This is a genomic window from Vibrio alginolyticus NBRC 15630 = ATCC 17749 (assembly GCF_000354175.2).
GTDB lineage: Bacteria > Pseudomonadota > Gammaproteobacteria > Enterobacterales > Vibrionaceae > Vibrio > Vibrio alginolyticus.
The window spans coordinates 1,929,364-1,952,202 of record NC_022349.1 but is presented as its reverse complement, the minus strand read 5'-3'; the positions used below and the strand labels follow the sequence as shown (position 1 = coordinate 1,952,202).

General features: G+C 44.5%; 14 protein-coding genes, 1 tRNA gene and 1 riboswitch. Of the genes, 9 read left to right on the top strand and 6 right to left on the bottom strand.

Features of this window, described 5'->3' with window-relative positions:
* The first annotated feature begins 14 nt into the window (after nucleotides 1-14).
* Nucleotides 15-91, top strand: a tRNA-Asp gene (locus N646_RS08885).
* Nucleotides 92-837: 746 nt separating this feature from the next.
* On the opposite strand, the gene N646_RS08880 is transcribed toward N646_RS08885, so the two are convergent.
* On the bottom strand, nucleotides 838-2,169 hold the full coding sequence (locus N646_RS08880; RefSeq protein WP_017636212.1) for a cation:proton antiporter: 1,332 nt from the start codon (nucleotides 2,167-2,169) through the stop codon (nucleotides 838-840).
* 191 nt (nucleotides 2,170-2,360) lie between these two features.
* Between N646_RS08880 and metH the strand changes: the two genes are divergently transcribed.
* Nucleotides 2,361-6,041: a methionine synthase gene (gene metH / locus N646_RS08875; protein WP_017821325.1), complete on the top strand. Its 3,681-nt coding sequence runs from the start codon at nucleotides 2,361-2,363 to the stop codon at nucleotides 6,039-6,041.
* Nucleotides 6,042-6,127: 86 nt separating this feature from the next.
* Here metH and lysC read toward each other — a convergent pair whose 3' ends face one another.
* A complete protein-coding gene (lysC, locus tag N646_RS08870) occupies nucleotides 6,128-7,480 on the bottom strand; it encodes a lysine-sensitive aspartokinase 3 (protein ID WP_017821324.1) in 1,353 nt (450 codons plus the stop codon).
* A 101-nt stretch (nucleotides 7,481-7,581) separates the two neighbouring features.
* Nucleotides 7,582-7,760: riboswitch (Lysine riboswitch) on the bottom strand.
* 220 nt (nucleotides 7,761-7,980) lie between these two features.
* Here lysC and N646_RS08860 point away from each other — a divergent pair.
* On the top strand, nucleotides 7,981-9,102 hold the full coding sequence (locus N646_RS08860) for a pyridoxal-phosphate-dependent aminotransferase family protein (RefSeq protein WP_017821323.1): 1,122 nt from the start codon (nucleotides 7,981-7,983) through the stop codon (nucleotides 9,100-9,102).
* Between the two features lie 59 nt (nucleotides 9,103-9,161).
* Here N646_RS08860 and N646_RS08855 read toward each other — a convergent pair whose 3' ends face one another.
* The 4 genes from N646_RS08855 to N646_RS08840 form a co-directional block, all read right to left on the bottom strand.
* Nucleotides 9,162-10,943 (bottom strand): PglL family O-oligosaccharyltransferase, encoded by a 1,782-nt coding sequence (locus N646_RS08855; protein WP_021707781.1) that lies wholly within the window; start codon nucleotides 10,941-10,943, stop codon nucleotides 9,162-9,164.
* 67 nt (nucleotides 10,944-11,010) lie between these two features.
* The gene (gene uvrA / locus N646_RS08850; protein ID WP_005381241.1) at nucleotides 11,011-13,833 is read right to left on the bottom strand and encodes an excinuclease ABC subunit UvrA; all 2,823 of its coding nucleotides are present in this window, start codon (nucleotides 13,831-13,833) and stop codon (nucleotides 11,011-11,013) included.
* 149 nt (nucleotides 13,834-13,982) lie between these two features.
* Nucleotides 13,983-14,855, bottom strand: coding sequence for a UTP--glucose-1-phosphate uridylyltransferase GalU (gene galU, locus N646_RS08845; protein WP_005381239.1), 873 nt, complete (start codon nucleotides 14,853-14,855; stop codon nucleotides 13,983-13,985).
* Nucleotides 14,856-15,014: 159 nt separating this feature from the next.
* Entirely contained in the window at nucleotides 15,015-15,659 is a 645-nt protein-coding gene (locus tag N646_RS08840; RefSeq protein WP_005381237.1) for a LuxR C-terminal-related transcriptional regulator, read from the bottom strand.
* A 277-nt stretch (nucleotides 15,660-15,936) separates the two neighbouring features.
* Here N646_RS08840 and N646_RS08835 point away from each other — a divergent pair, with 277 nt between their 5' ends.
* The 6 genes from N646_RS08835 to mshL all read left to right on the top strand — a co-directional run bounded on the left by N646_RS08835 (nucleotide 15,937) and on the right by mshL (nucleotide 22,817).
* Nucleotides 15,937-16,476 carry a single-stranded DNA-binding protein gene (locus N646_RS08835; protein ID WP_005387798.1) on the top strand — a complete coding sequence of 180 codons (540 nt, stop codon included), beginning with the start codon at nucleotides 15,937-15,939 and terminating at the stop codon, nucleotides 16,474-16,476.
* A 241-nt stretch (nucleotides 16,477-16,717) separates the two neighbouring features.
* The gene (gene csrD / locus N646_RS08830) at nucleotides 16,718-18,727 is read left to right on the top strand and encodes an RNase E specificity factor CsrD (protein ID WP_005381201.1); all 2,010 of its coding nucleotides are present in this window, start codon (nucleotides 16,718-16,720) and stop codon (nucleotides 18,725-18,727) included.
* Nucleotides 18,728-18,738: 11 nt separating this feature from the next.
* Complete coding sequence (locus N646_RS08825) at nucleotides 18,739-20,184, top strand: hypothetical protein (protein ID WP_005387799.1); 1,446 nt, start codon at nucleotides 18,739-18,741, stop codon at nucleotides 20,182-20,184.
* A complete protein-coding gene (gene gspM, locus N646_RS08820) occupies nucleotides 20,181-20,831 on the top strand; it encodes a type II secretion system protein GspM (protein WP_005381197.1) in 651 nt (216 codons plus the stop codon). The genes N646_RS08825 and gspM overlap by 4 nt, the downstream gene beginning before the upstream one ends.
* On the top strand, nucleotides 20,824-21,156 hold the full coding sequence (locus N646_RS08815) for a hypothetical protein (RefSeq protein WP_005381196.1): 333 nt from the start codon (nucleotides 20,824-20,826) through the stop codon (nucleotides 21,154-21,156). The genes gspM and N646_RS08815 overlap by 8 nt, the downstream gene beginning before the upstream one ends.
* Before the next feature lie 20 nt (nucleotides 21,157-21,176).
* Nucleotides 21,177-22,817 carry a pilus (MSHA type) biogenesis protein MshL gene (gene mshL, locus N646_RS08810; protein ID WP_005388471.1) on the top strand — a complete coding sequence of 547 codons (1,641 nt, stop codon included), beginning with the start codon at nucleotides 21,177-21,179 and terminating at the stop codon, nucleotides 22,815-22,817.
* Nucleotides 22,818-22,839 lie beyond the last annotated feature (22 nt).

Sequence of the window (22,839 nt, the reverse complement as noted above, 5' to 3'; positions counted from 1 at the left end):
AGTGATACCACTGCGGAGTGGTAGTTCAGTTGGTTAGAATACCGGCCTGTCACGCCGGGGGTCGCGGGTTCGAGTCCCGTCCACTCCGCCACTTATATTAAGCCTCAGTCGAAAGACTGAGGCTTTTTTCGTTCTGGTTCCCCCGACTTACCTGAAACTCACTTTCATATTGGAACCTTGCATCTAGAGTTACGCTACCCTCTTCACATGGTTTTAATATCGTCGTGAACGAGCTAGCATGTAACTCTGTGCCTTAGTCTTAGCCTTATTCCGATACCAAGCTCTAACCAAAGCTCCTTTTATTCGATATTAGAAAATCTAGTTATATGACAGAGCTTAATTGTTTGAGGTGTCGCTTGTTTCTAATTTGAAAACAGGAGGACTTTGAATACAAGTTTAGTCTCACTGAGTTCAAGAGGGAAGGGATTTAAACTTCCGTTAAGGCTTTGCTACCTGGGTGCTAGCTCAGTTTTATCTCGGTGAGGTTTCTAACCCGTTTGGGTTCTGAACGCAATCACCCTAAATGTCTCTTTCTCATAAAAACACAAACTCGCTCATTGCTAAGTATTGTGGAAGTTTAACTTTGATGTTTGCGAGGAGCCTATATTGCCAAGGGAAGAGAAGTGATACAGATGAAAATGGGCAAATTAAAAGACTCGTTTATGAATACTATCTATCGGCAATAGTTAGTATCTATGAAAGTGTAGCGTAGCGATTCTTAGTATATTTGAAGGTATATCAAAGAATAAGGAGCATTCGTCCTTGAAGGGGAGTCTGAAAATTAGTTATGAAAAAAGCAGCTAGGTAGCTGCTTTTTATCTATTAAGTAACGTGTCTTTAAGAGTCCACTGGCTCCGTATGTTCCGGAGTGGTTATTGCTTGGTTATTCTCTTCCATCTTCTTCTCTTCTGCTTTTGCTTTTTCAATCATTGGGGTGATTGTTGAGCCTTGAATGAGGATAGAGAAAACAACGACGGAGTAGGTCATTACAAGAATAATCTCTTTTACATCGATTAACTTATCTTGAATCACCCAAATACCAGATGGAATGGAAAGTGCCATTGCCAATGCAAGGCCCCCGCGTAAGCCGCCCCACGTCAAAATACGTACTGACCACGGGTTATATTTTCTGTAACGCTTAAAGCCAATGTACGAGAGAAATACGCTTAAATAGCGAGCTGCTAGTACAAGAGGGACTGAAATAGCCATCATAATCCAGTCTTCTTTGTGGAATTCAAATAGCAGCATCGACATGCCGATCAGTAGGAATAACACGCCATTCAAGAACTCATCAACAAGCTCCCAAAAATGGTCAAGGTGATCTTCACTCTCTTTTGAAAAGCCAATAAAGCGTGTCCAGTTGCCAATCATAATACCGGATACAACCATCGCGAGTGGGCCTGATACATGGATGTATTCAGCAAATGCGTAACCTGCTGTTGGGACACCAATGGTAAGTAACAATTCCATTGAGTGATCATCGGTGGCACTGATCAAGTAGTGGAATAGCAAACCGAGGACGAAACCATATATGATACCACCGATAGCTTCTTGGATGAAGAGCAAGGTGACACTACCTACAGTTGGTGCCTCAGTGCCAAATGCAATCGTAAATAGAGTGACGAAGATAACCAAACCGAAGCCATCATTGAAGAGCGATTCTCCTTCAATCTGAGTGGAGATACGTTTAGGAGCATCTAGTTTTTTCACAATAGCCAATACAGCGATTGGGTCAGTTGGCGATATTAGAGCACCAAATAGTAAGCAGTAGACCAAATCAAATTGGATGCCAATTAACTGACAAAACCCATACAGTGCAAATCCAATAAAGAACGTAGAAAACAGTGTAGCTCCAAGGGCTAAAACAGTGATCTCCCACTTCTGATCTTTAAGGTTCGGGAGTTTGATGCCTAGTCCACCAGCAAATAGTAAGAAGCCAAGAATGCCTTTGAGCAAGAAATCTTCGAAGTTAATCCTTGTGACCGTCTCCGTCGCAATTTCGGTGAGATGGAACCAGTTGTTTTGACCCGCAATTAAGATTAGAAGTGAAAGCACCATTGAACCTGCGGTAATCGCAATGGTGGTTTGCATCTTTCCTATCTTGCTGTTTACAAAAGCAATTAGCATCGCAGCTGCGGATAGAAAACATAAAGTATGATAGACCGACATAGAGCTCTCTATTTGTAACATTTTATGAATGGAATTCTCGGCTGATGCTGCTTAAATAGCAAACATTTTTTCGTGATTATTTTGCAAGTTAAGAAGGAGATAAAATAATCATTAATTCTACGTTTAGACGTCTAGACTCCTGAAGTTTGTGTGATAGGATGGAAAGATAACTAAAGGAATGAGGCTGTACTGTGGGAAGTAACGTAATACAACAGATTGAAGCTCAATTGAAGCAACGTATTCTTTTAATTGATGGTGGTATGGGAACCATGATTCAGGGATACAAACTTGAAGAGCAAGACTATCGAGGAACGCGCTTTGCGGATTGGCATTGTGATCTAAAAGGTAACAACGACCTGTTGGTTCTAAGTCAGCCTCAACTTATCAAGGAAATTCACGCTGCATATTTAGAAGCGGGTGCAGATATTCTTGAGACCAACACTTTTAACGCAACAACCATTGCGATGGCTGACTACGAGATGGAAAGCCTAAGTGAAGAAATTAACTTTGCAGCTGCCAAGCTTGCACGTGAAGTTGCAGACGAATGGACCGCAAAAACACCCGATAAACCGCGTTATGTCGCAGGGGTTTTAGGGCCGACGAACCGCACTTGTTCTATCTCTCCTGATGTAAACGACCCTGGATATCGAAATGTTTCTTTCGACGAGTTAGTTGAGGCTTACTCTGAATCGACTCGAGCGCTGATTAAAGGTGGTTCTGATCTTATTCTTATCGAGACCATCTTCGATACTCTTAACGCTAAGGCTTGTTCATTTGCTGTTGAAAGTGTGTTTGAAGATATGGGTATTGAGTTACCTGTGATGATCTCGGGGACTATTACTGATGCTTCCGGTAGAACATTATCCGGTCAAACCACAGAAGCGTTTTACAACTCATTACGTCATGTTAAACCGATTTCGTTTGGTTTGAACTGTGCACTTGGCCCGGATGAACTGCGTCCTTATGTTGAAGAGCTCTCGCGTATATCAGAATCTTTTGTTTCCGCTCACCCAAATGCTGGGCTTCCGAATGCATTCGGCGAATACGATTTGTCGCCAGAAGATATGGCTAAGCATGTTAAAGAGTGGGCTCAAAGCGGCTTTTTAAACTTGATTGGTGGGTGTTGTGGTACAACTCCTGAGCACATTCGCCAAATGGCACTCGCGGTTGAAAATATCGCCCCTCGTCAATTACCTGAACTTCCCGTTGCTTGTCGCTTGTCTGGCTTAGAGCCGCTCGCCATTGATAAAGACTCTTTATTCATCAATGTCGGTGAGCGTACGAATGTAACTGGTTCTGCGCGTTTTAAGCGCTTGATTAAAGAAGAACTGTACGACGAAGCGCTCGATGTGGCTCGTCAACAAGTTGAAAATGGCGCTCAAATTATCGATATCAACATGGATGAAGGCATGTTGGATGCACAAGCTTGTATGGTTCGATTTTTAAACCTTTGTGCGTCAGAACCTGAAATATCCAAAGTACCAATCATGGTTGACTCTTCCAAGTGGGAGGTTATTGAAGCCGGTCTTAAGTGCATCCAAGGAAAAGGCATTGTTAACTCGATCTCTCTCAAAGAAGGCAAAGAGAAATTCGTTGAACAAGCTAAGTTGATCCGCCGTTACGGTGCGGCTGTGATTGTGATGGCGTTTGATGAGATTGGGCAAGCAGATACACGTGAGCGCAAAGTAGAAATTTGTACCAACGCTTACCGAATTCTTGTTGATGAAGTGGGCTTTCCACCAGAAGACATCATTTTTGACCCAAACATTTTTGCCATTGCTACGGGGATCGAGGAGCATAATAACTACGCGGTGGATTTCATTGAAGCCGTTGGCGATATCAAACGTGATTTACCACACGCGATGATCTCGGGTGGTGTTTCTAACGTCTCATTCTCTTTCCGTGGCAATAACTATGTACGTGAAGCGATTCACGCGGTGTTCCTCTACCACTGTTTTAAAAACGGTATGGATATGGGGATTGTGAATGCGGGTCAGTTAGAAATCTACGATAACGTGCCTGAAAAATTGCGTGAGGCTGTGGAAGATGTCGTTCTTAACCGTCGCGATGATGCCACTGAGAGGTTGTTAGATATCGCGGCGGAATACGCAGGCAAAGGGGTAGGTAAAGAGGAGGATGCCTCTGCACTTGAGTGGAGAACTTGGCCTGTTGAAAAGCGTTTAGAACACGCGTTAGTGAAAGGAATAACCGAGTTTATCGTTGATGATACCGAAGAGGCACGTGTCAATGCTTCAAAGCCATTAGAGGTGATTGAAGGCCCACTCATGGATGGGATGAACGTCGTCGGAGATTTGTTTGGTGAAGGTAAAATGTTCCTTCCTCAAGTCGTAAAATCTGCACGAGTGATGAAGCAAGCAGTCGCGCATCTGGAGCCCTACATCAATGCAGAAAAGCAGGTGGGACAAACAAACGGTAAGATTTTGCTAGCGACGGTCAAAGGTGATGTACATGATATCGGGAAAAATATCGTTGGCGTTGTATTGCAGTGCAATAACTACGAAATTATCGATCTTGGTGTCATGGTTCCTTGCGAAAAGATCTTAAAAGTAGCGCAAGAAGAGAACGTCGATATTATTGGTTTATCAGGGTTGATCACACCTTCATTAGACGAAATGGTGCATGTTGCAAAAGAGATGGAGCGTCTCGACTTTAACTTACCTCTTCTCATCGGTGGCGCAACAACGTCAAAAGCCCATACAGCAGTTAAGATTGAGCAAAATTACAAGCATCCAGTGGTTTACGTGAACAACGCCTCACGTGCAGTGGGCGTATGTACTTCTCTTCTGTCAGATGAACGTCGCCCTGAATTTGTTGAAAAACTTGAAGCTGATTACGAACGAGTACGTGATCAACATAATCGAAAGAAACCGAGAACCAAACCAGTGACATTAGAAGCTGCTCGAGCGAATAAAGTTGCTATCGATTGGGAAGCTTATACTCCTCCAGTGCCTGTTAAGCCTGGCATTCATATCTTCGATGATTTTGATGTGGCTATATTACGTCAATACATCGATTGGACACCATTCTTTATGACTTGGTCACTTGTGGGTAAGTATCCAACAATTTTCCAACATGAAGAAGTTGGTGAAGAAGCAAAACGTTTATTCGAAGATGCCAACGAGTTACTTGATCGAGTTGAGCGAGAAGGCCTGTTAAAAGCGCGTGGAATGTGTGGCTTATTCCCTGCTGCGAGCGTGGGGGACGACATTGAAGTTTATGCTGATGAAACTCGTACCGACGTTGTGAAAGTATTACGTAACTTGCGACAACAGACCGAGAAACCAAAAGGATTCAACTATTGTTTATCCGACTACATCGCACCTAAAGAGTCGGGTAAACATGATTGGATAGGGGCATTTGCTGTCACTGGTGGTATTGGTGAACGAGAGCTTGCTGATGAATACAAAGCACAGGGAGATGATTACAACGCAATTATGATTCAAGCGGTGGCGGATCGCCTAGCCGAAGCGTTTGCTGAGTATTTGCATGAGCGTGTCCGTAAAGAAATTTGGGGTTATGCTGCGGATGAAGATTTATCTAACGATGATCTCATTCGTGAAAAATACCAAGGTATTCGCCCTGCACCAGGTTATCCAGCGTGCCCTGAGCATACTGAAAAAGGACCGCTTTGGGAGCTACTTAATGTGGAAGAGAATATTGGCATGACTCTAACCTCCAGCTATGCAATGTATCCGGGTGCGTCAGTATCTGGTTGGTACTTCTCTCATCCTGACTCACGTTACTTTGCGATCGCACAGATCCAAGAAGATCAGCTAGAGAGTTACGCCGATCGTAAGGGGTGGGATAGGATCGAGGCTGAAAAATGGTTAGGGCCAAACATTAATGGTTAAATTGATGTTTACCTCGTCCAAATATAACAACTAATGAAACAACAAAGGGCTGCAGATACGCAGCCCTTTGTTTTATTGAGTTGAACTTACTTCTCAAACAACTCCGTGTGGAGTTTTTGTATGGCTTGTTTCGATACCGACTCATGGAGCAAGAAGCATAAGTTGTGAGGGCTAGCGCCATAACAAATCATGCGTAGGTTAAAATCTTCTAGCGTGCCAAAAACCTGTTTCGCGTAGCCTTTACTCTCACTCATGTTGTTACCAATGAGAGCAACGAGGCATAGGTCATGTTCAACTTCTACCTTACATAACTCTTCTAACTCTTCTCGTGCAGCTTGCGGCAGCTGTGGTGCTCCGCCAGATGTATCAGTTTGATCAAGTGTTAACGATACACTGATTTCAGATGTCGTGATCAAATCGACAGAGATCTTATGCTTTGCAAGGATCTCAAAGACCTTTGCTAAGAAACCGTATGCGTGGAACATATTGGCGCTGCGTAGCGTTACCATGGTTTGGTTACAACGCAAAGCTAGCGCACGGAATAACGGTGAGCTTTCGACTTGGTGGCGAATCCAAGTTCCCCCTTTTTCAGGCTCTTTCGATGACCCCACAAATACCGGAATGTCGTGGCGCAATGCAGGTACTAGCGTAGAAGGGTGAAGGATTTTAGCGCCAAAGTTAGCCATTTCTGAAGCTTCACTAAAGCTGATCTCAGGAATTGGTGAGGCTTTTGGCGCAATTCGCGGGTCTGTTGTGTAGATGCCCGGAACATCAGTCCAGATTTCTAACCCTGCCGCTTTGACGCTCTCAGCAATTAAGGCGGCGCTGTAATCGCTGCCTCCTCGACCTAGTGTTGTTGTATTACCGGCTTCGTCAGATCCTATGAAGCCTTGAGTAACAACAACGGATTGTTGGCAAAGTGGTACGAGTTTATCTTGCGCAAGCGTCGAAATTGCTTCAATGTTTGGCTCTGCGCGACCAAAGTTGTCATCAGTACGCAGCACATCGCGGATATCAAAGCGCACAGCTTGAATGCCTCGCTCACACATTAACTGAGTTAGAATATGCGTCGACATGAGTTCGCCACATGCGACTAAATGATCGGTTAACTTCGCACTAGCTTGGATAGATGCAGCCTCGGCCAGGCTGGTTACGGTATCTAATATGCCATACACCTCGGCAGCAGTTTTCGTGCTGTCTTCGAGCTGAGTTAAAATGGCGTCATGAATGTTGGCCAGATTTTGCAGCAGCTCAGTACGGTGCGTTTGATCCTGAACACCGTTGGCGAGTTCTACCAATAGGTTGGTGACGCCAGAGCAAGCGCTGCTCACGACCAGGCGAGTATTTGGATTGTTTTCGATAATGGTGGCGCAACGACTCATTGCCTCAAAGTTGGCAACACTGGTTCCACCGAATTTAGCTACGTTAAATGCGCTCACTGCGTTCTCCCACGGCTTCCTAAAAAATTGTACATCCAATGTTTAGTGAGAAAAGGAACAGAGCAAAAAGAGAGGTATTTAGAATGCTATTTGAAAAATTTACCCTCAGAAGCCCTTCATCAGACTGCGCTGATGACAGTTGATGGGATTCAGCCCAATTCAACCGACAAGTCAAATCCTGCAACTTTGACTTACCTCGGCACTACTCCCCCTCAATGATTGGTGTTGGAATTGCGGTTCCACAAATCATCTACCTGGGTAGCGCTCCTCTTCTACATAAAGCTCAAACATTGAACGGTTTTGAGGCCTTAATGTCAATCAATATTTCAACCTTTATGGTGTTTTTTATTAACGATTTTGTGACACTGGTTTGACCTCCATACTTACGGCTAATTGCTGATAGAGGAAAAATCTATTAGGGTGAAGAACCCTACACCTGAGCCATGTTATTGAATAGAACTTTTAGAATGCTCAGGATAAAAGATAATCAAGGAGCTGACATGTCGATCCAAAGCTTTATTCCGCCTCACCGTATTTTAATGGGACCTGGTCCTTCTGATATTTATCCTCAAGTGTTACAAGCACTAAGCCGTCCTACTGTAGGTCACCTTGATCCTCTGTTTATCGGTATGATGGATGAGCTCAAGCAGCTATTGAAGTATGCCTTTCAAACTGACAATGAGTTCACGATTGCGGTTTCAGCGCCAGGTAGTGCAGGGATGGAAACCTGCTTTGTAAACTTGATCGAGAAAGGCGATAAAGTGATCGTCTGCCGTAATGGTGTATTTGGTGAACGCATGCGCGAAAATGTCGTCCGTGCTGGTGGTGAAGTTGTTATCGTCGATGATGAATGGGGGACGCCTGTTTCCATTGATAAAGTCGAGCAAGCACTCGAACAGCACCCAGATACAAAAATTCTTGCTTTTGTGCATGCGGAAACCTCAACTGGTGCAGTCAGTGATGCTCAAGCATTGGGTAAGCTGGCGAAACAGCATAATGCATTATCTATTGTTGATGCGGTGACGTCACTTGGTGGTGTGCCGTTAAAAGTGGATGAATGGCAACTGGATGCGGTTTACTCTGGTAGTCAAAAATGTTTGTCATGTGTACCTGGGCTCTCACCAGTGACGTTTTCTCCTGCCGCGATTGAAAAGATTCAAGCAAGAACAACACCAGTACAGAGTTGGTTCCTCGATCAGAGTTTAGTTTTGGGGTATTGGAGTGGAGAAGGCAAGCGTAGTTACCATCATACGGCGCCAGTTAATAGCTTGTATGCGCTTCATGAAGCTTTATTGATACTGAAAAATGAAGGATTAGAAAACGCTTGGGCTCGTCACCAACTGATGCATGAAAAACTCAAAAATGGCTTACAAAAGTTAGGCTTTGAATTTGTTGTGGACGAAGCCCATCGGTTGCCACAATTAAATGCGATTTACGTGCCTGAAGGAATTGATGAAGCAAAAGTTCGTGCTCACTTGCTAGAAACCTATAACCTAGAAATTGGTGCAGGCCTTGGGGCATTAGCTGGTAAAGCGTGGCGTATTGGCTTAATGGGTTACGGCGCTCGATCTGAAAACGTTGCGCTGTGCTTAAAAGCGTTAGAAGAGTCACTCACTGAATAAAATCATACAGTAATGAGATAAAGAAAAGCGAAGGTCATCCCTTCGCTTTTTGGTATTTATTACTCAGCTCCTGAAGTGGGGACTGGTGAGGCAGAGATTGCTTGAGAAGGTGGTTGGTAATTGACGTCACTGAAATCAATCTTCGGGAACAAAAACTGCGCTTCAGCTCTAATTTGCTCCGCTTTACTTGAGTCATCTAAGCCTTGGTAGGCCAAAATCAAATTATTATAAAATGCAGGACGAGGCTTATCTTTGATGATTTTTAGCGACCAATCGATATAAGGCTGAATCAAGGTTGCGTCTTGTTGGTACAGCCCAAGGTTTAAAAACGTGCTATAGACATCCCAATCAAACCTGTCTTTCCAAACCACAGGGTTACTGACTTGATTCAGAATATCAGGGTTAGTTGGTCTAGTGGTCTCAAACTTCGTCAATACATAGTTCGTATGTAATGCGCTTACCATATAAAACGTAAACGCAACGGGAAGTACCAAACTAAAAACACGCAGCAAGCTTTTGGTCACATTACTAAAGCCGACTTGTCGATAACGAGAGACGCGCTGATCGACCCAGTACAGTAGGATAACGAAGATCAACCAATGCACGAGAGAGTGGTAGAAAGGGTATTCCAGTTGTGAGTGCAATACGATAGGTATAAACAAGGCCAGCAACGCAAGACGAGTTCCGCGTTTGGCTTGATAGATTCGATACAGTACCAGTGCCATCGCTAAGAAGATGCCGAGTATTGGCAGTAAGCCACCTTCTACTCCCCAGTAAAGTAGCTCGTTATGCGGATGATCCATGGCTGGCAAACCAGCTGGGTAATTCTCATTTAGGGCATGTTGACGAGCCGTATACAGCATGTACTCAGATTCAAACTTGCCATATCCATAACCAGTAAAAGGCTTTTCAATCACCATGTCTAATGTTTGCGGAAAAGTATACGCTCGAGGAGACTCCATATTTACTTTTTCTGCGGCTAACCCACCTCCATCAGGAAAGGCAAGATGCATGACAACGACTGAGAGTAAGAGCCCACTTACAAGTGACACAACCCAGCGGATAAAGCGCCCTTTGGTTGCAAAGCGGTACATGTATGGAATGACCAACAACACGGCGATGACCGAGGCTAACCAACCAGTGCGTGAAGCCAACGCCACAATTAGTGGTAAAGTTAAAACTGGTACGGCATAGAGAAGGTAAACATCGCTTAACTTACGATCGTATTTGTAGGGCTGACGTGCAAGTAAATAGCTGGCAATCACCAACCCTGTCGCAAGAAAGCTGGCCATTACATTGGGCTGTTGGAAAATACCATAAGGACGATTGGCCACCGTGTCGTAACCAAACGGATTGCCTGGTTTGAGATACAGATATTGTGTCAAACCAAAAATGGCTTCGATAACAACCGCAAGGACAATGAACCATAATAGGCGTTGGCGATGTTTATTACTGAAATGAAATTGTTGTAAGACAATAAAGAACAGGACACCACACCACAGGCCAATGAGCTTATTGGCAGCCAAACTGCTATTCGCATTTGGGTACAGAATGGGCACCGTCATGATAAGAGCACTAATGAACAAGCCGATGGTTAGTTTTGAGTAACGTAGTACTCGATTATTCGCAAGTTGGTAACACCCAATGCCTAATGCAAAGCTAAAAGCAATCCAAGTTGTCGCATTGAACGAAAGCGAAAGCCCCGAACCGCCGGGGTTGGGCATGAAAAAGTGCATTGCCAACACAAATAGTGTTGCCAAGGCAATGAGAAACTTGCGATTGAGGGGAACCTGTACTTTTTCGGGAGAAAGCTTTGTTCCACTTACATGTATAGTAGCCATAGTTATTGCGTTGTTTTGAATGAAAAAAGACCAGCACTTGCTGGTCTCGATACTTTACCTGTTTTTTCTACTTCAACATAGGCTTGAGGAAGTGAGCTGTGTGCGAACCCTCGATTTGCGACACATCTTCCGGAGTGCCTTGAGCGATTATCTCGCCGCCACCCTGACCCCCTTCAGGACCAAGATCGATAATCCAGTCCGCAGTCTTAATGACGTCCAGGTTATGCTCGATCACCACGACAGTATTTCCGTGGTCGCGAAGTCTGTGCAGTACAGTGAGCAACTGCTGGATATCATGGAAGTGAAGGCCGGTTGTTGGTTCATCCAAAATGTACAAGGTTTTTCCTGTATCACGTTTGGATAGCTCTCGCGCCAGTTTCACACGCTGTGCTTCACCACCGGAGAGTGTTGTTGCCGCTTGACCCAATCGTATGTACGACAAACCCACATCCATCAGTGTTTGTAGTTTGCGAGCGATGGCAGGAACTGGATCGAAGAAGGTGCGTGCATCTTCGACCGTCATTTCTAGCACTTCATCAATAGTTTTACCTTTGTAACGTACTTCGAGCGTTTCACGGTTGTAGCGTTTACCTTTACACACATCACATGGCACATAAACATCTGGTAGGAAATGCATTTCTACTTTGATAACACCGTCACCCTGACAGGCCTCACAACGACCACCGCGTACGTTAAAACTAAAACGGCCCGGCTTGTAACCGCGAGAACGCGACTCCTGTGTGCCTGCAAACAGTTCACGGATTGGGGTAAAGATCCCCGTGTAGGTTGCAGGGTTAGAGCGAGGTGTACGGCCAATTGGGCTTTGATCGATATCGATGACTTTATCGAAGTGCTCTAGACCTTTAATCGATTTATAAGGCGAAGGCTGAGCCGTTGTCGCTCCGTTAAGTTGGGTATGCGCAATTTTAAAGAAAGTATCATTAATCAGCGTTGATTTACCTGAGCCAGATACCCCTGTAATACAGCTGAATAACCCAACAGGAATTGAAAGGTTAACGTTTTTAAGGTTATTACCTGTTGCGCCTAATAGCTCAACCGTTTTTTTCGGATCTCGCGGCGTGCGATCTTTCGGTACTGCGATTTCTTTAACACCACTTAAGTACTGACCTGTCAGAGAATTCGGATTCGCGACTATCTCTTCCATGGTGCCTTCCGCAACAACATTACCACCATGTACGCCAGCACCAGGACCAATATCTATGACATGATCTGCACAGCGAATCGCATCTTCATCGTGTTCTACCACAAGTACGGTATTACCTAAATCGCGCAAGTGAGTGAGCGTTTTTAATAAGCGTTCATTATCACGCTGGTGGAGACCAATCGACGGTTCGTCCAGAACATACATCACACCAACAAGACCTGCACCAATTTGGCTTGCTAAACGAATACGTTGAGCTTCACCGCCTGATAAGGTTTCCGCACTGCGTGATAAGTTTAGGTAGTTCAAACCGACGTTAACTAAGAATTGCAGGCGGTCGTTGATTTCCTTCATCACTTTTTCAGCGATTTGGGCGCGTTGACCTTCCAGTTTCAAGGAATGGAAGAATTCCAATGCATCAGCAATGCTGAGTTCAACAATCTCAGGTAGTGTCGTATCAGCAATAAACACGTTACGTGCTTCAAGGCGTAGACGAGTACCGCCACAGCTTGAACAAGATTTAGTGGAGATGTATTTCGCGAGCTCTTCACGGACAGAGTTGGATTCTGTATCACGATAGCGACGTTCTAGGGTATTCAGAATACCTTCGAATGGATGGCGCTTAACGCGAATATCGCCACGATCGTTGATGTATTTAAACTCAATCTCAGTACGACCTGAGCCCTTTAGAATGACATCTTGCGTTTTCTTTGGCAGAGAATTAAAAGGGGCATGGAGGTCAAAACCATAATGATCGGCCAATGAGGTGAGCATTTGGAAGTAGTAGTAGTTCTTTTGATCCCAACCGCGAATCGCACCTTGTGCCAAGCTTAATGAATCATCTTGAATGACTCGGCTTGGATCGAAGTATTGTTGAACACCCAAGCCATCACAAGTGCCACATGCTCCAGCAGGGTTGTTGAATGAGAAAAGTCGCGGCTCTAACTCTTGCATGCTGTAACCACATTGTGGACAAGCGAAGTTGGCGGAGAAAATAATCTCTTCACCGTCGCCATCCATTGGCGCGACAACTGCAATTCCGCCTGATAATTCGAGTGTTGTCTCGAAAGATTCGGCCAAGCGCTGTTGTAAGTCTGGACGAACTTTAAAGCGGTCTACCACAACTTCAATGGTGTGCTTTTTATGTAGTTCAAGGGTTGGAGGATCGGAAAGATCGCAAGTTTCTCCATCAATACGCGCACGAATAAAGCCTTGAGCCGCTAAGTTCTCAAGCGTTTTAACATGCTCACCTTTACGTTCTTTGACAATAGGTGCCAATAGCATCATTTTGCTGCCTTCCGGCATCTCTAGGACTTTGTCCACCATTTGGCTGATGGTTTGCGCAGCAAGAGGAGCATGATGCGTTGGACAGCGGGGTTCGCCCACACGAGCATACAATAGACGTAAGTAGTCGTAGACTTCGGTAATTGTACCGACGGTTGAACGCGGGTTATGAGAAGTAGACTTCTGTTCAATAGAAATCGCGGGTGATAACCCTTCAATGTGGTCGACATCGGGTTTTTCCATCAGAGACAAAAACTGACGAGCGTAGGCAGAGAGAGACTCTACGTAGCGTCGTTGGCCTTCTGCATACAATGTATCGAAAGCGAGAGAGGATTTACCGGAGCCACTTAGTCCAGTAATGACAATCAGTTTATCGCGAGGGATTGTAAGATTAATGTCTTTAAGGTTATGGGTTCGGGCACCGCGAACTTCTATTTTATCCATCGTTTTTGCTCTATGTATAACCAAGTGGGGCAAGTATTACATAGTGTGAGAAATGTGCAAAGAAAATTACTGGATAAAAAAACAGTAAAGTAAAAAGCCCAGCGTTGTGCTGGGCTTTCGATACAGTAATTTCGTACTACGACGATGCTTTATACTGCTTTTTGTGTTGCGTGCTTACCTAGCTCAGAGGTTTTTTCATCTTTTAGATACAGGTTTTCAAAACAATAGTTAGTTGCTTCGATGTAACCTTCAACGCTACCACAGTCAAAGCGTTTGCCCTTGAATTTGTAAGCCAATACACAGCCCGCTTTTGCTTGTTTTAGCAGCGCGTCAGTGATTTGAATTTCACCACCTTTACCAGGTTCAGTGTTTTCAATCAGTTCAAAAATATCGGGAGTCAGGATGTAGCGGCCAATGATAGCAAGGTTGCTAGGCGCCGTGCCTTTCTCTGGTTTTTCTACCATGTCGTCTACGCGATAGATGTCGTCTTTGATCATTTCACCAGAGATAACGCCGTATTTGTGCGTTTCTTCGGCTGGTACTTCTTGCACTGCAACGATAGAACAGCGGAACTGCTTAAATAGTGCCACCATCTGAGCCAGTACGCCCTCTTGCTCGTTCACACAAAGGTCATCAGCAAGAACAACAGCAAATGGCTCATCGCCTACCAATTCTCGTCCAGTTAGAATCGCGTGGCCCAAGCCTTTCATTTCGCGTTGACGTATATAAGTGAAGTTTGCAGATTCAATGATTTCACGGATATCTACCAACAGCTCTTCTTTGTTGGTACCGCTAATCTGATGTTCCAGTTCGTAGTTCTTATCAAAGTGGTCCATGATCGAGTGCTTGCCACGACCTGTCACAATACACATGCCGTTCATACCAGCTTGGATTGCTTCTTCGACACCGTATTCAATAAGCGGTTTGTTCACGACTGGCATCATCTCCTTTGGCATAGATTTCGTTGCCGGTAGGAAGCGTGTGCCATAGCCTGCAGCAGGGAACAGACATTTTTTTATCATTGGGGGAATATCCTATCTCGTTTTTATCAAGAATCTGCGCATAACTTTAACACGAGAGGTATCAATGAATCATGAATAAAGTAGGAAAAAATGTGAGACTCGGTGCGGAAAAAAGATGAGCGACTCGTCATTTCAGTTATCAGAGCCGATCACATTGCATCATGACATTAAGTTTTGGTCTGCCCAGGCGATTGCCTGTACTCGGTTCTTTACGGATAGCTTTTTGAATATCTGATACAAGTGCGATTTGATGGTGAATTCACTGACGAATAACTCCTCGGCCATCTGACTGTTCGAGGCGCCAGCTTGTAGGCAACGCAGTACTTGTAGCTCACGAATGGTTAGGTCTACCGTAGCTGGTGCAGTATGAGTATTAATGACATTGCGGTAATAGTGTAAAAGTTGACTGGTTACATTACGCGGCAGCCAGTTTTGACCGTTAACAATGCCTTTTAACCCTTCTCCAATTTGCTCTAGCGTATCTTCAGAATAAAACACACCTTTTAATTGACCAAATGAAAGAAGTTCATCTGTGGTTAGTCTTTTAGGCACGTTGAAGACAACGGTTTCAAAGTTTTTCCATACAAGAGGCAAGTTTTTGATCGATTGAACAAGTGATTTATGTTCACTGAAGTCGATCAGTAGAATTTTATTACGGTGTTGTGGCTTGGCTTCCATGAGTGCTGCGGTTGAAATCACCGGGATGCTCATATCAACGTACTTTTCGAGTGCCGCCACTTTTTTTTGCGCATTATCTTCCATACTGATCAGAAATAGCTTTCTTGCGTAAGCCGACTTTCTCACGTGTTCCAATCTCCCTGGGTTCAATAGAAGCCATAAACTGGCATTAAAGAGAGGCCATAACCATCGCTTTACTGAATAAATGCGTTCGAATTCAAAGCTTCACGAAACGATGTCTGCAACGCGAATCAAAAATGCTACACACGTAAGTTGAAATACGATTTGGGTTCTAGAGGATGACTCAATAGATCACAATGGTATTAGACTTTAATCAAAACATTAAAGCGTGCTATTCTAATGCGCTAAAATTTTATATATCCAGAGTGAAACGGAGCACATCATGGCCAGCCGTGGAATTAACAAAGTTATTTTGGTGGGGAATCTAGGTAACGACCCTGAAATTCGTTACATGCCGAATGGCGGTGCAGTAGCAAACATTACTATTGCGACTTCTGATTCATGGCGTGATAAAGCGACTGGCGAACAGCGCGAAAAAACGGAATGGCACCGTGTTGTGTTGTTCGGCAAACTTGCGGAAGTAGCAGGTGAGTATTTGCGTAAAGGCTCTCAAGTTTACATTGAAGGGCAACTGCAAACTCGCAAATGGCAAGATCAAAGTGGTCAAGATCGCTACTCAACTGAAGTCGTTGTTCAAGGCTTCAATGGTGTGATGCAAATGCTTGGCGGTCGTGCTCAAGGTGGCGGCGCACCTATGGGCGGTCAACAGCAGCAGCAAGGTGGATGGGGTCAGCCTCAACAGCCAGCTCAGCAGCAGTACAATGCGCCTCAGCAACAGCAACCACAACAACAGGCTCCGCAGCAACCACAGCAGCAGTACAATGAGCCACCAATGGATTTTGACGACGATATCCCGTTCTAAATTCTGCTTATGCTTGAATCGAAAAGGCCGCGAATATCGCGGCCTTTTTATTGTCGCAATCTAATGATTTCACAGGCTTCTCTTGGCAAGGTTAGGCGTAACAATAAAACTTATCAATGAGTGTGATTTTCTTTATGCTCCAGCCTCTCACTATCAGACTAATCCGATTGTTTGATGAACTCTTATCAAGTATAAATATTTCAATAAGGTATATGATGAATAAAAAAGGAATTTGGTATTCATGAGGTATACCCCAACTCTTAAGTTAAGCACACGGCTGGTGGCCTTTGTCACCATGATCGTTATCTGCGCCATGTTTATCTTGTTTGTCGGTGGCACCCTCTCTTTTAAACGTCTTGGGCAGGAATATCTCACCCATTATTTAGAAGGGATCGTAGAGGTGGTCGACAAGGAGATGGAAGATCCTGACGCCGCTTATTCTATGCAGCGCTGGATGCCGAAAATGCTGCAGGCTTCCAATATTGTCGAAATGACGTTGTCGACCAACAACGCCGTTGTTTATCGCTTCAAAGATACTTCTCATCAAATGGAAGCGTCAGTCTTGTTTGAGGCAGAGTATCAGCTGACTCACAATCAAGATTACACGATTCACTTTAAAGCAATTCCCCCTTACTTAGGTTACAGCTACTCAATGCAGGCGCTTTGGTCGATCACGCTTGCCGTTATATTGATCATCTTCTGCTTAATGCGCGGCGTGGCATGGCTTAAGGAGCAATTAGAAGGCTCCGAAATGCTCGAAGAGCGAGGCAGAATGATCCTGGCTGGTAGGGTGGAGCAGTATGCCAAAGGTGACAAAAAAGAATGGCCTTACACCGCCAGTGAAGCGCTCGATGTATTAATCGAAGAGTTACAAGATGCGCGTCAAGAGCGAAGCCGATTTGATACCTTTATTCGAACTCAAACCTTCCTTGATAAGCTAACCGGTACCGCTAACCGAGTGTTATTTGATAGCAAGTTGGAATCGGCGTTACTAGAAAGCGGGGCTCGCGGCGCCGTGTTGCTAGTTCGTATTCAAGACTGGAAACTGGTTGAAGAAGAGCAAGATAAGCAAATTACGGATGAGTTTATTGTTGAAGTTGGGAGTTTATTGTCCAATTTAGTTCAACGATACCCAGATGTTGTATTTTCCCGTTATTACGATGCTGATTTTGCGCTTTTTCTACCGCACCAAAGTGCGAAAGATGTGGCTAACCTTGCCTCGCAATGCATTCGCCAGTTAGAAAAGTTAATGCCGCCAGAGCCACTTGATCCAGACAACTGGTGCCATATTGGCATCACCACTTATAAAGAAGGTGAGCGACACAGCCAAATCATTGATGAAGCCGAGACTGCTTTGCGTAGTGCGCAACTACAAAATAACAATAATTGGAGTCGCTTCAAAAAATGGAACCACGATGAAGAAGCTCGCGGAAGTGTGAGATGGAGAACGTTATTTGACACAGCACTTACACCAGAAAGTGTGATACTCTACGCACAATCTGTGCATCCAATAAGTGACGCGACGCATAAAAAATCATTATATGAAGAGTTAACATGTCGGATTCGCGATCCTGAGAATGGGATTGTTAAAGCGTCTCGGTTCATTTCTGCGATCAGACAGGTTGGTTATGAAGCGCAAATGGATAAGTCAGTTATTAATAAATTCTTAAGAGAGTTTAAGGATAATTTTGATAACTCAAGATCGTATGCGCTCAATTTGAATGTAACGCCATTTTCTAACCGAGAGTACTTTAAATGGTTTCGTGATGAACTCTTACAGTTGTCACGTGAGCAGAGAAAGTGTCTCAGTTTTGAGTTTGTTGAAGCACAATTTGTAAGACACTTAGACTTTATGCGACCAGTCGCTAAAATGCTGGCCGGTTTAGGGTGCCACTTAATGGTTGGGCAGGCTGGGCGTACCATCGTCAGCACTCACTATTTAAAAGAAGTGGACATTCGTTACCTTAAACTTCATCGCAGTTTAGTAGCAAAAATCGACCAACGACATGAAAACCAGCTATTTGTCCGCAGTATGCTAGGTGCGGCGGCAAACAGTAAAACTAAAATTATAGCAGTGGGAATTGAGAATCAGAACGAGCTCAACACATTAATTGAGCTCGGGGTTTATGGTGGGCAAGGGCGTTACTTTTCTGCGGAGCAGCAGTTTCTTCCTCGTCCCCAAGCGTTGCCGAATTCTCAATCAGAATCCCAAGTTAAATTGGGAAGACGAAATCGCTGGCGGAAAAAATAAAGATAATAATCATGGATTTCAAAGCACTATTCGACAAGCTTAAGCGATCATCTAGTGGTGATCGCTCCTGCTTTTTGGTTATTCAGCCAGACGCCGTTTATTTATCATCTTCAATCAAAAGTAGTCGTCCATACCAATTTGATATTTCTGAGTCCAATTGGGAAAAAGCCGTTGAGCAAGCATTGAGCGTTGCAGCGAGTGCGTATGATTCATTAACGGTTATTCTTTCTCATAACTATTACCAGATGTACCAAATCGACAAACCGGTCATGCCGCGTCAAGAATGGCCAGCCGCATTACCGTTTTTGTTGAAAGAACTGATCTCTGAGCGTGCTATCGACATTATTGCCGATGCGGTCGAGTTACCGAATTCAACCAAAGTGCAAGCATACGTCTTATCGCGAAAAATATTGGATAAGATTGTGTTACTGGCCAGCCGAGCCCAGTTACCATTAGAAGCCATTCTTCCTGAAGACGATATTTGGGGAGAGACTGCGGGTGAACTAGGAAACTTCCTATTATTACAACGCAGTGTGCGTGGTCATTTCCGTATAAGCGCTTTTGTCGAAAATACTATTGCGTTCCACCGCTCTATTCGCAGTGTGACGCCACCGTTAACGGGGGTTCCGTCTAGCGATTTACAGATGGACAGTCTGTCGTTAGAACTGCAACGTTCGATTGACTATCTTTCATCTCAGTTACGCCACGTGCAATTACATCAATTGAAAGTGTGCTGTGATGAAGAGGATGAGAGCGAGCTTGTTCAGGCTCTGAACTACCGTTTAAGTACTAAGGTTTCACCGTTATTACCACCAGAACATGAGCTATCAGGACATGTTTTGGCTGACACTGCGGCTACTTCAAATACTCGACGCGTCAACTTATATCCCGACTACTTAAAGCCGAAAAAAGAGCTCCTGACGCTAAAAAATATCGCGTTATCTTGGGGCGTTGCGGCGGCTGCAATTCTATTTTCTTACGGTTATGTCACTTGGCAGAGCAGCGGTTTGGAAGATGAGATTGCTATTGTAAAAAGTAAAGGCGATATCATGAAGTCAGAGCTTGAACGTTATCAAGTCAAGCTACGTAAACATCAACCTGACAATAATAAGCTGGCAGCTAAAGCCCGCTTAGAGCGTGAAGTCAAGGCGAAGCGAGACTCGCTTAAAGCTGTCGGGAAATACGATGACTCGCAACGCACGGGTTACTCTGGCGTGATGCAATCATTAGCGAAGTTAGGAAACCAAGAAATTTCTTTGTCCGAAATTCGAATCAATACCCATACCTTAGACCTGAAGGGGCTAGCGAAAAAACCGAGCTCAGTGCCAAATTGGGTTAGCCAATTTAAAAACGAAATTAGCTTGGTTGGTCGAACGTTTGACGACGTCAAAATAGGTCGAAATGATAAGGATATTGTGACGTTTGAACTAAAAACGCGCGAGGATAAAGAGAAATGAACGAATTCTGGCTCTCATTAGAAGGGCGCTTTGGCGAAATGAGTACGCGTGAAAAAGTGCTCACCGCATTGTGCGGTTTAGTTGTCGTGATCATGTTGCTCTTTACGCTGGTATTGGAGCCAAAGCTTAACGAGATCATCAGTAATGAGAGGCAACTAAGTAATTTAAAGCAAGCCAATCAAAAGATTGAAATCGATACGCTACGTATTCAGGCGCAACTTAAGAAAGATCCAAATGCTGAGATTGATCGCGCGATATCTAATCTGTTAGCTGAGAGTCAGCATCTTTCGATGCAATTAGCGGAGATCATCGAGCATCTTATTACACCTTCGCAAATGGCTGAGCTGCTTGAAAATGTGTTGGAGCAGCAAAGTGGCATTCACCTTTTGTCTCTGCAAACCTTGCCATCTGAGCCAATAACGGAAGATAAAGAAGCATCGCAATACTCTGGTTACTACGTGCATCCTGTTCGTATGGAACTGACTGGTGACTATTTTTCTATTGCTAATTATCTGAATAAATTGGAGAGCCTTCCTGCGAGTTATTACTGGCGCAGCTTTAGTTATAAAGTCGAAGAGTACCCGAAAGCGAAGCTTGTGTTAGAAGTCTACACACTAGGATCTAGAGAGGAGTTTATTGGTGGTTAACAAACTCATCATCTCATTGCTTGTTATGGCAGCGGCAGGAACCGCTTGGGCAAACCAAGACCCAACGGCCCCACTTGGTTGGGAAAAACCAGCGGTTGAAACGTCAGCGAAACCAAAAGTTAAACGGTACCGACTGCCTAAGCTCAACAGTATTGTGTGTAAGCCAAGTACTGATTGTATCGCGATTATGGATAACAAACTTGTCGAAAAAGGCGAGCTATTTAAAGGTTATCGCGTCGCGAGCATTAATAGTGAATTTGTAACTTTAAAGCGTGGTAACCGTCAGTGGGACCTAGAGCTTTTTGATTTAAACGTAAAACAATAATAACCAGAGCCCGATCAGATATGCGCAAATTAGTTGTAGGAATAACGATTGCTTCTTTAATGGGATGTTCAATGGGTCATCGGAATCCAGTGGAAGTTAAAGAAGCGCTCAATGAATCAATCAATCAAGCGAACAGCCGCACATTGGAAGAAATCCCTTCTTCTGTTGAGGCAGACTTGATGCCAAATTTAGACTCGAACGTTGCATCAGAGCAAGGCACCTCGAAGCGTTTTCGTATTCAAGCGAATGCGGTCGATGCAAGAAGCTTTTTCGCCTCGTTGGTGAAAGGCACAGAGTACAGCGTGGCGATTCACCCATCGGTACAAGGTAATATCACTGTCAACTTGTCAGATGTGACATTGGATGAAGTTCTGAATGTCGTACAGAATATGTATGGCTATGACGTGGTGAAGTCTGGCAAAGTTATTCAAATCTACCCAGCAGGTATGCGTACTGTGACCATTCCAGTCGATTACCTACAGTTCAAGCGTTCTGGTCGCTCATTAACCAGTATTGTTACGGGCTCTGTAACCTCGGCTGGTACGTCTAATTCTGGTGGTAGCTCAGACAGTTCTGACTCGTCAGACTCTAACAATGGAAACAACAACGATAGCTCGACCACATCTACGGGTGGTACACGCATCGAAACCATCACTGAAAGTGACTTCTGGCCGATGCTGCAGCAAGCTGTTGCGAATCTAATTGGTTCAGGCAAAGGGCAAAGTGTGGTTGTAACGCCACAAGCGGGAGTTATTACGGTTCGAGCATTTCCAGATGATATTCGCGAAGTACGCGAGTTCTTAGGTGTATCGCAGGAGCGCATGCAGCGCCAGGTCATTCTTGAAGCTAAAATCCTAGAAGTGACGTTGAATGATGGCTACCAACAAGGCATCAACTGGTCAAACTTATCGGCGTCAATTGGTAACTCGGGTAGTATCGTAGTCAACCGCCCTGCGTCGACATTACCACCATTGGATGCGATTGGCACGCTATTGGGCGGTCAAACTAACGTGACTATTTCGGATGGTAACTTCAATGCAGTGTTGAGCTTCATGTCTACGCAAGGTGACTTGAACGTCCTTTCGAGCCCTCGTATTACCGCTGCCAACAACCAAAAATCTGTCATCAAAGTGGGTACCGATGAGTACTTTGTTACCGAGCTATCGAGCAATGCAGGCAACGGTGAAAACTCAAATGCAGTTCCTGAAGTGGAACTGACGCCATTCTTCTCGGGTATTTCCCTCGATGTGACTCCGCAAATTGATAACAAAGGCAATGTGTTCCTGCATGTTCACCCCGCAGTTATTGAAGTCACGGAAGAAGTGAAGCAATTGAACTTGGGCGGAGATTTCCAAAACATCCAACTGCCATTAGCGAAAAGCTCTATTCGTGAATCAGACTCGGTTATTCGTGCTAAAGATGGCGATGTTGTGGTTATCGGCGGGTTGATGAAACAGCAAAATCGTGAGCTTGTTTCTAAAGTCCCATTTTTGGGCGATGTACCAGCACTGGGGCATTTGTTCCGCAACGTGAATAACGTAACTGAGAAAACAGAATTGGTCATCTTGCTAAAACCGACCGTAGTTGGCGTGAACTCTTGGCAGAAAGAGCTAGAGCGCTCTCGTGATCTGCTGCAAGAGTGGTTCCCAGATGCGCAATAAGCGCTGGGAAAGGTTCTGTTTT

Excerpts from the sequence above, each read along its gene's own strand:
- mshL (WP_005388471.1), top strand. The coding sequence starts at position 21,177 with ATGCGCAAATTAGTTGTAGGAATAACGATTGCTTCTTTAATGGGATGT.
- N646_RS08860 (WP_017821323.1), top strand. The coding sequence starts at position 7,981 with ATGTCGATCCAAAGCTTTATTCCGCCTCACCGTATTTTAATGGGACCT.
- csrD (WP_005381201.1), top strand. The coding sequence starts at position 16,718 with ATGAGGTATACCCCAACTCTTAAGTTAAGCACACGGCTGGTGGCCTTT.
- gspM (WP_005381197.1), top strand. The coding sequence starts at position 20,181 with ATGAACGAATTCTGGCTCTCATTAGAAGGGCGCTTTGGCGAAATGAGT.
- N646_RS08880 (WP_017636212.1), bottom strand. The coding sequence starts at position 2,169 with ATGTCGGTCTATCATACTTTATGTTTTCTATCCGCAGCTGCGATGCTA.
- N646_RS08855 (WP_021707781.1), bottom strand. The coding sequence starts at position 10,943 with ATGGCTACTATACATGTAAGTGGAACAAAGCTTTCTCCCGAAAAAGTA.
- N646_RS08835 (WP_005387798.1), top strand. The coding sequence starts at position 15,937 with ATGGCCAGCCGTGGAATTAACAAAGTTATTTTGGTGGGGAATCTAGGT.
- N646_RS08825 (WP_005387799.1), top strand. The coding sequence starts at position 18,739 with ATGGATTTCAAAGCACTATTCGACAAGCTTAAGCGATCATCTAGTGGT.
- galU (WP_005381239.1), bottom strand. The coding sequence starts at position 14,855 with ATGATAAAAAAATGTCTGTTCCCTGCTGCAGGCTATGGCACACGCTTC.
- uvrA (WP_005381241.1), bottom strand. The coding sequence starts at position 13,833 with ATGGATAAAATAGAAGTTCGCGGTGCCCGAACCCATAACCTTAAAGAC.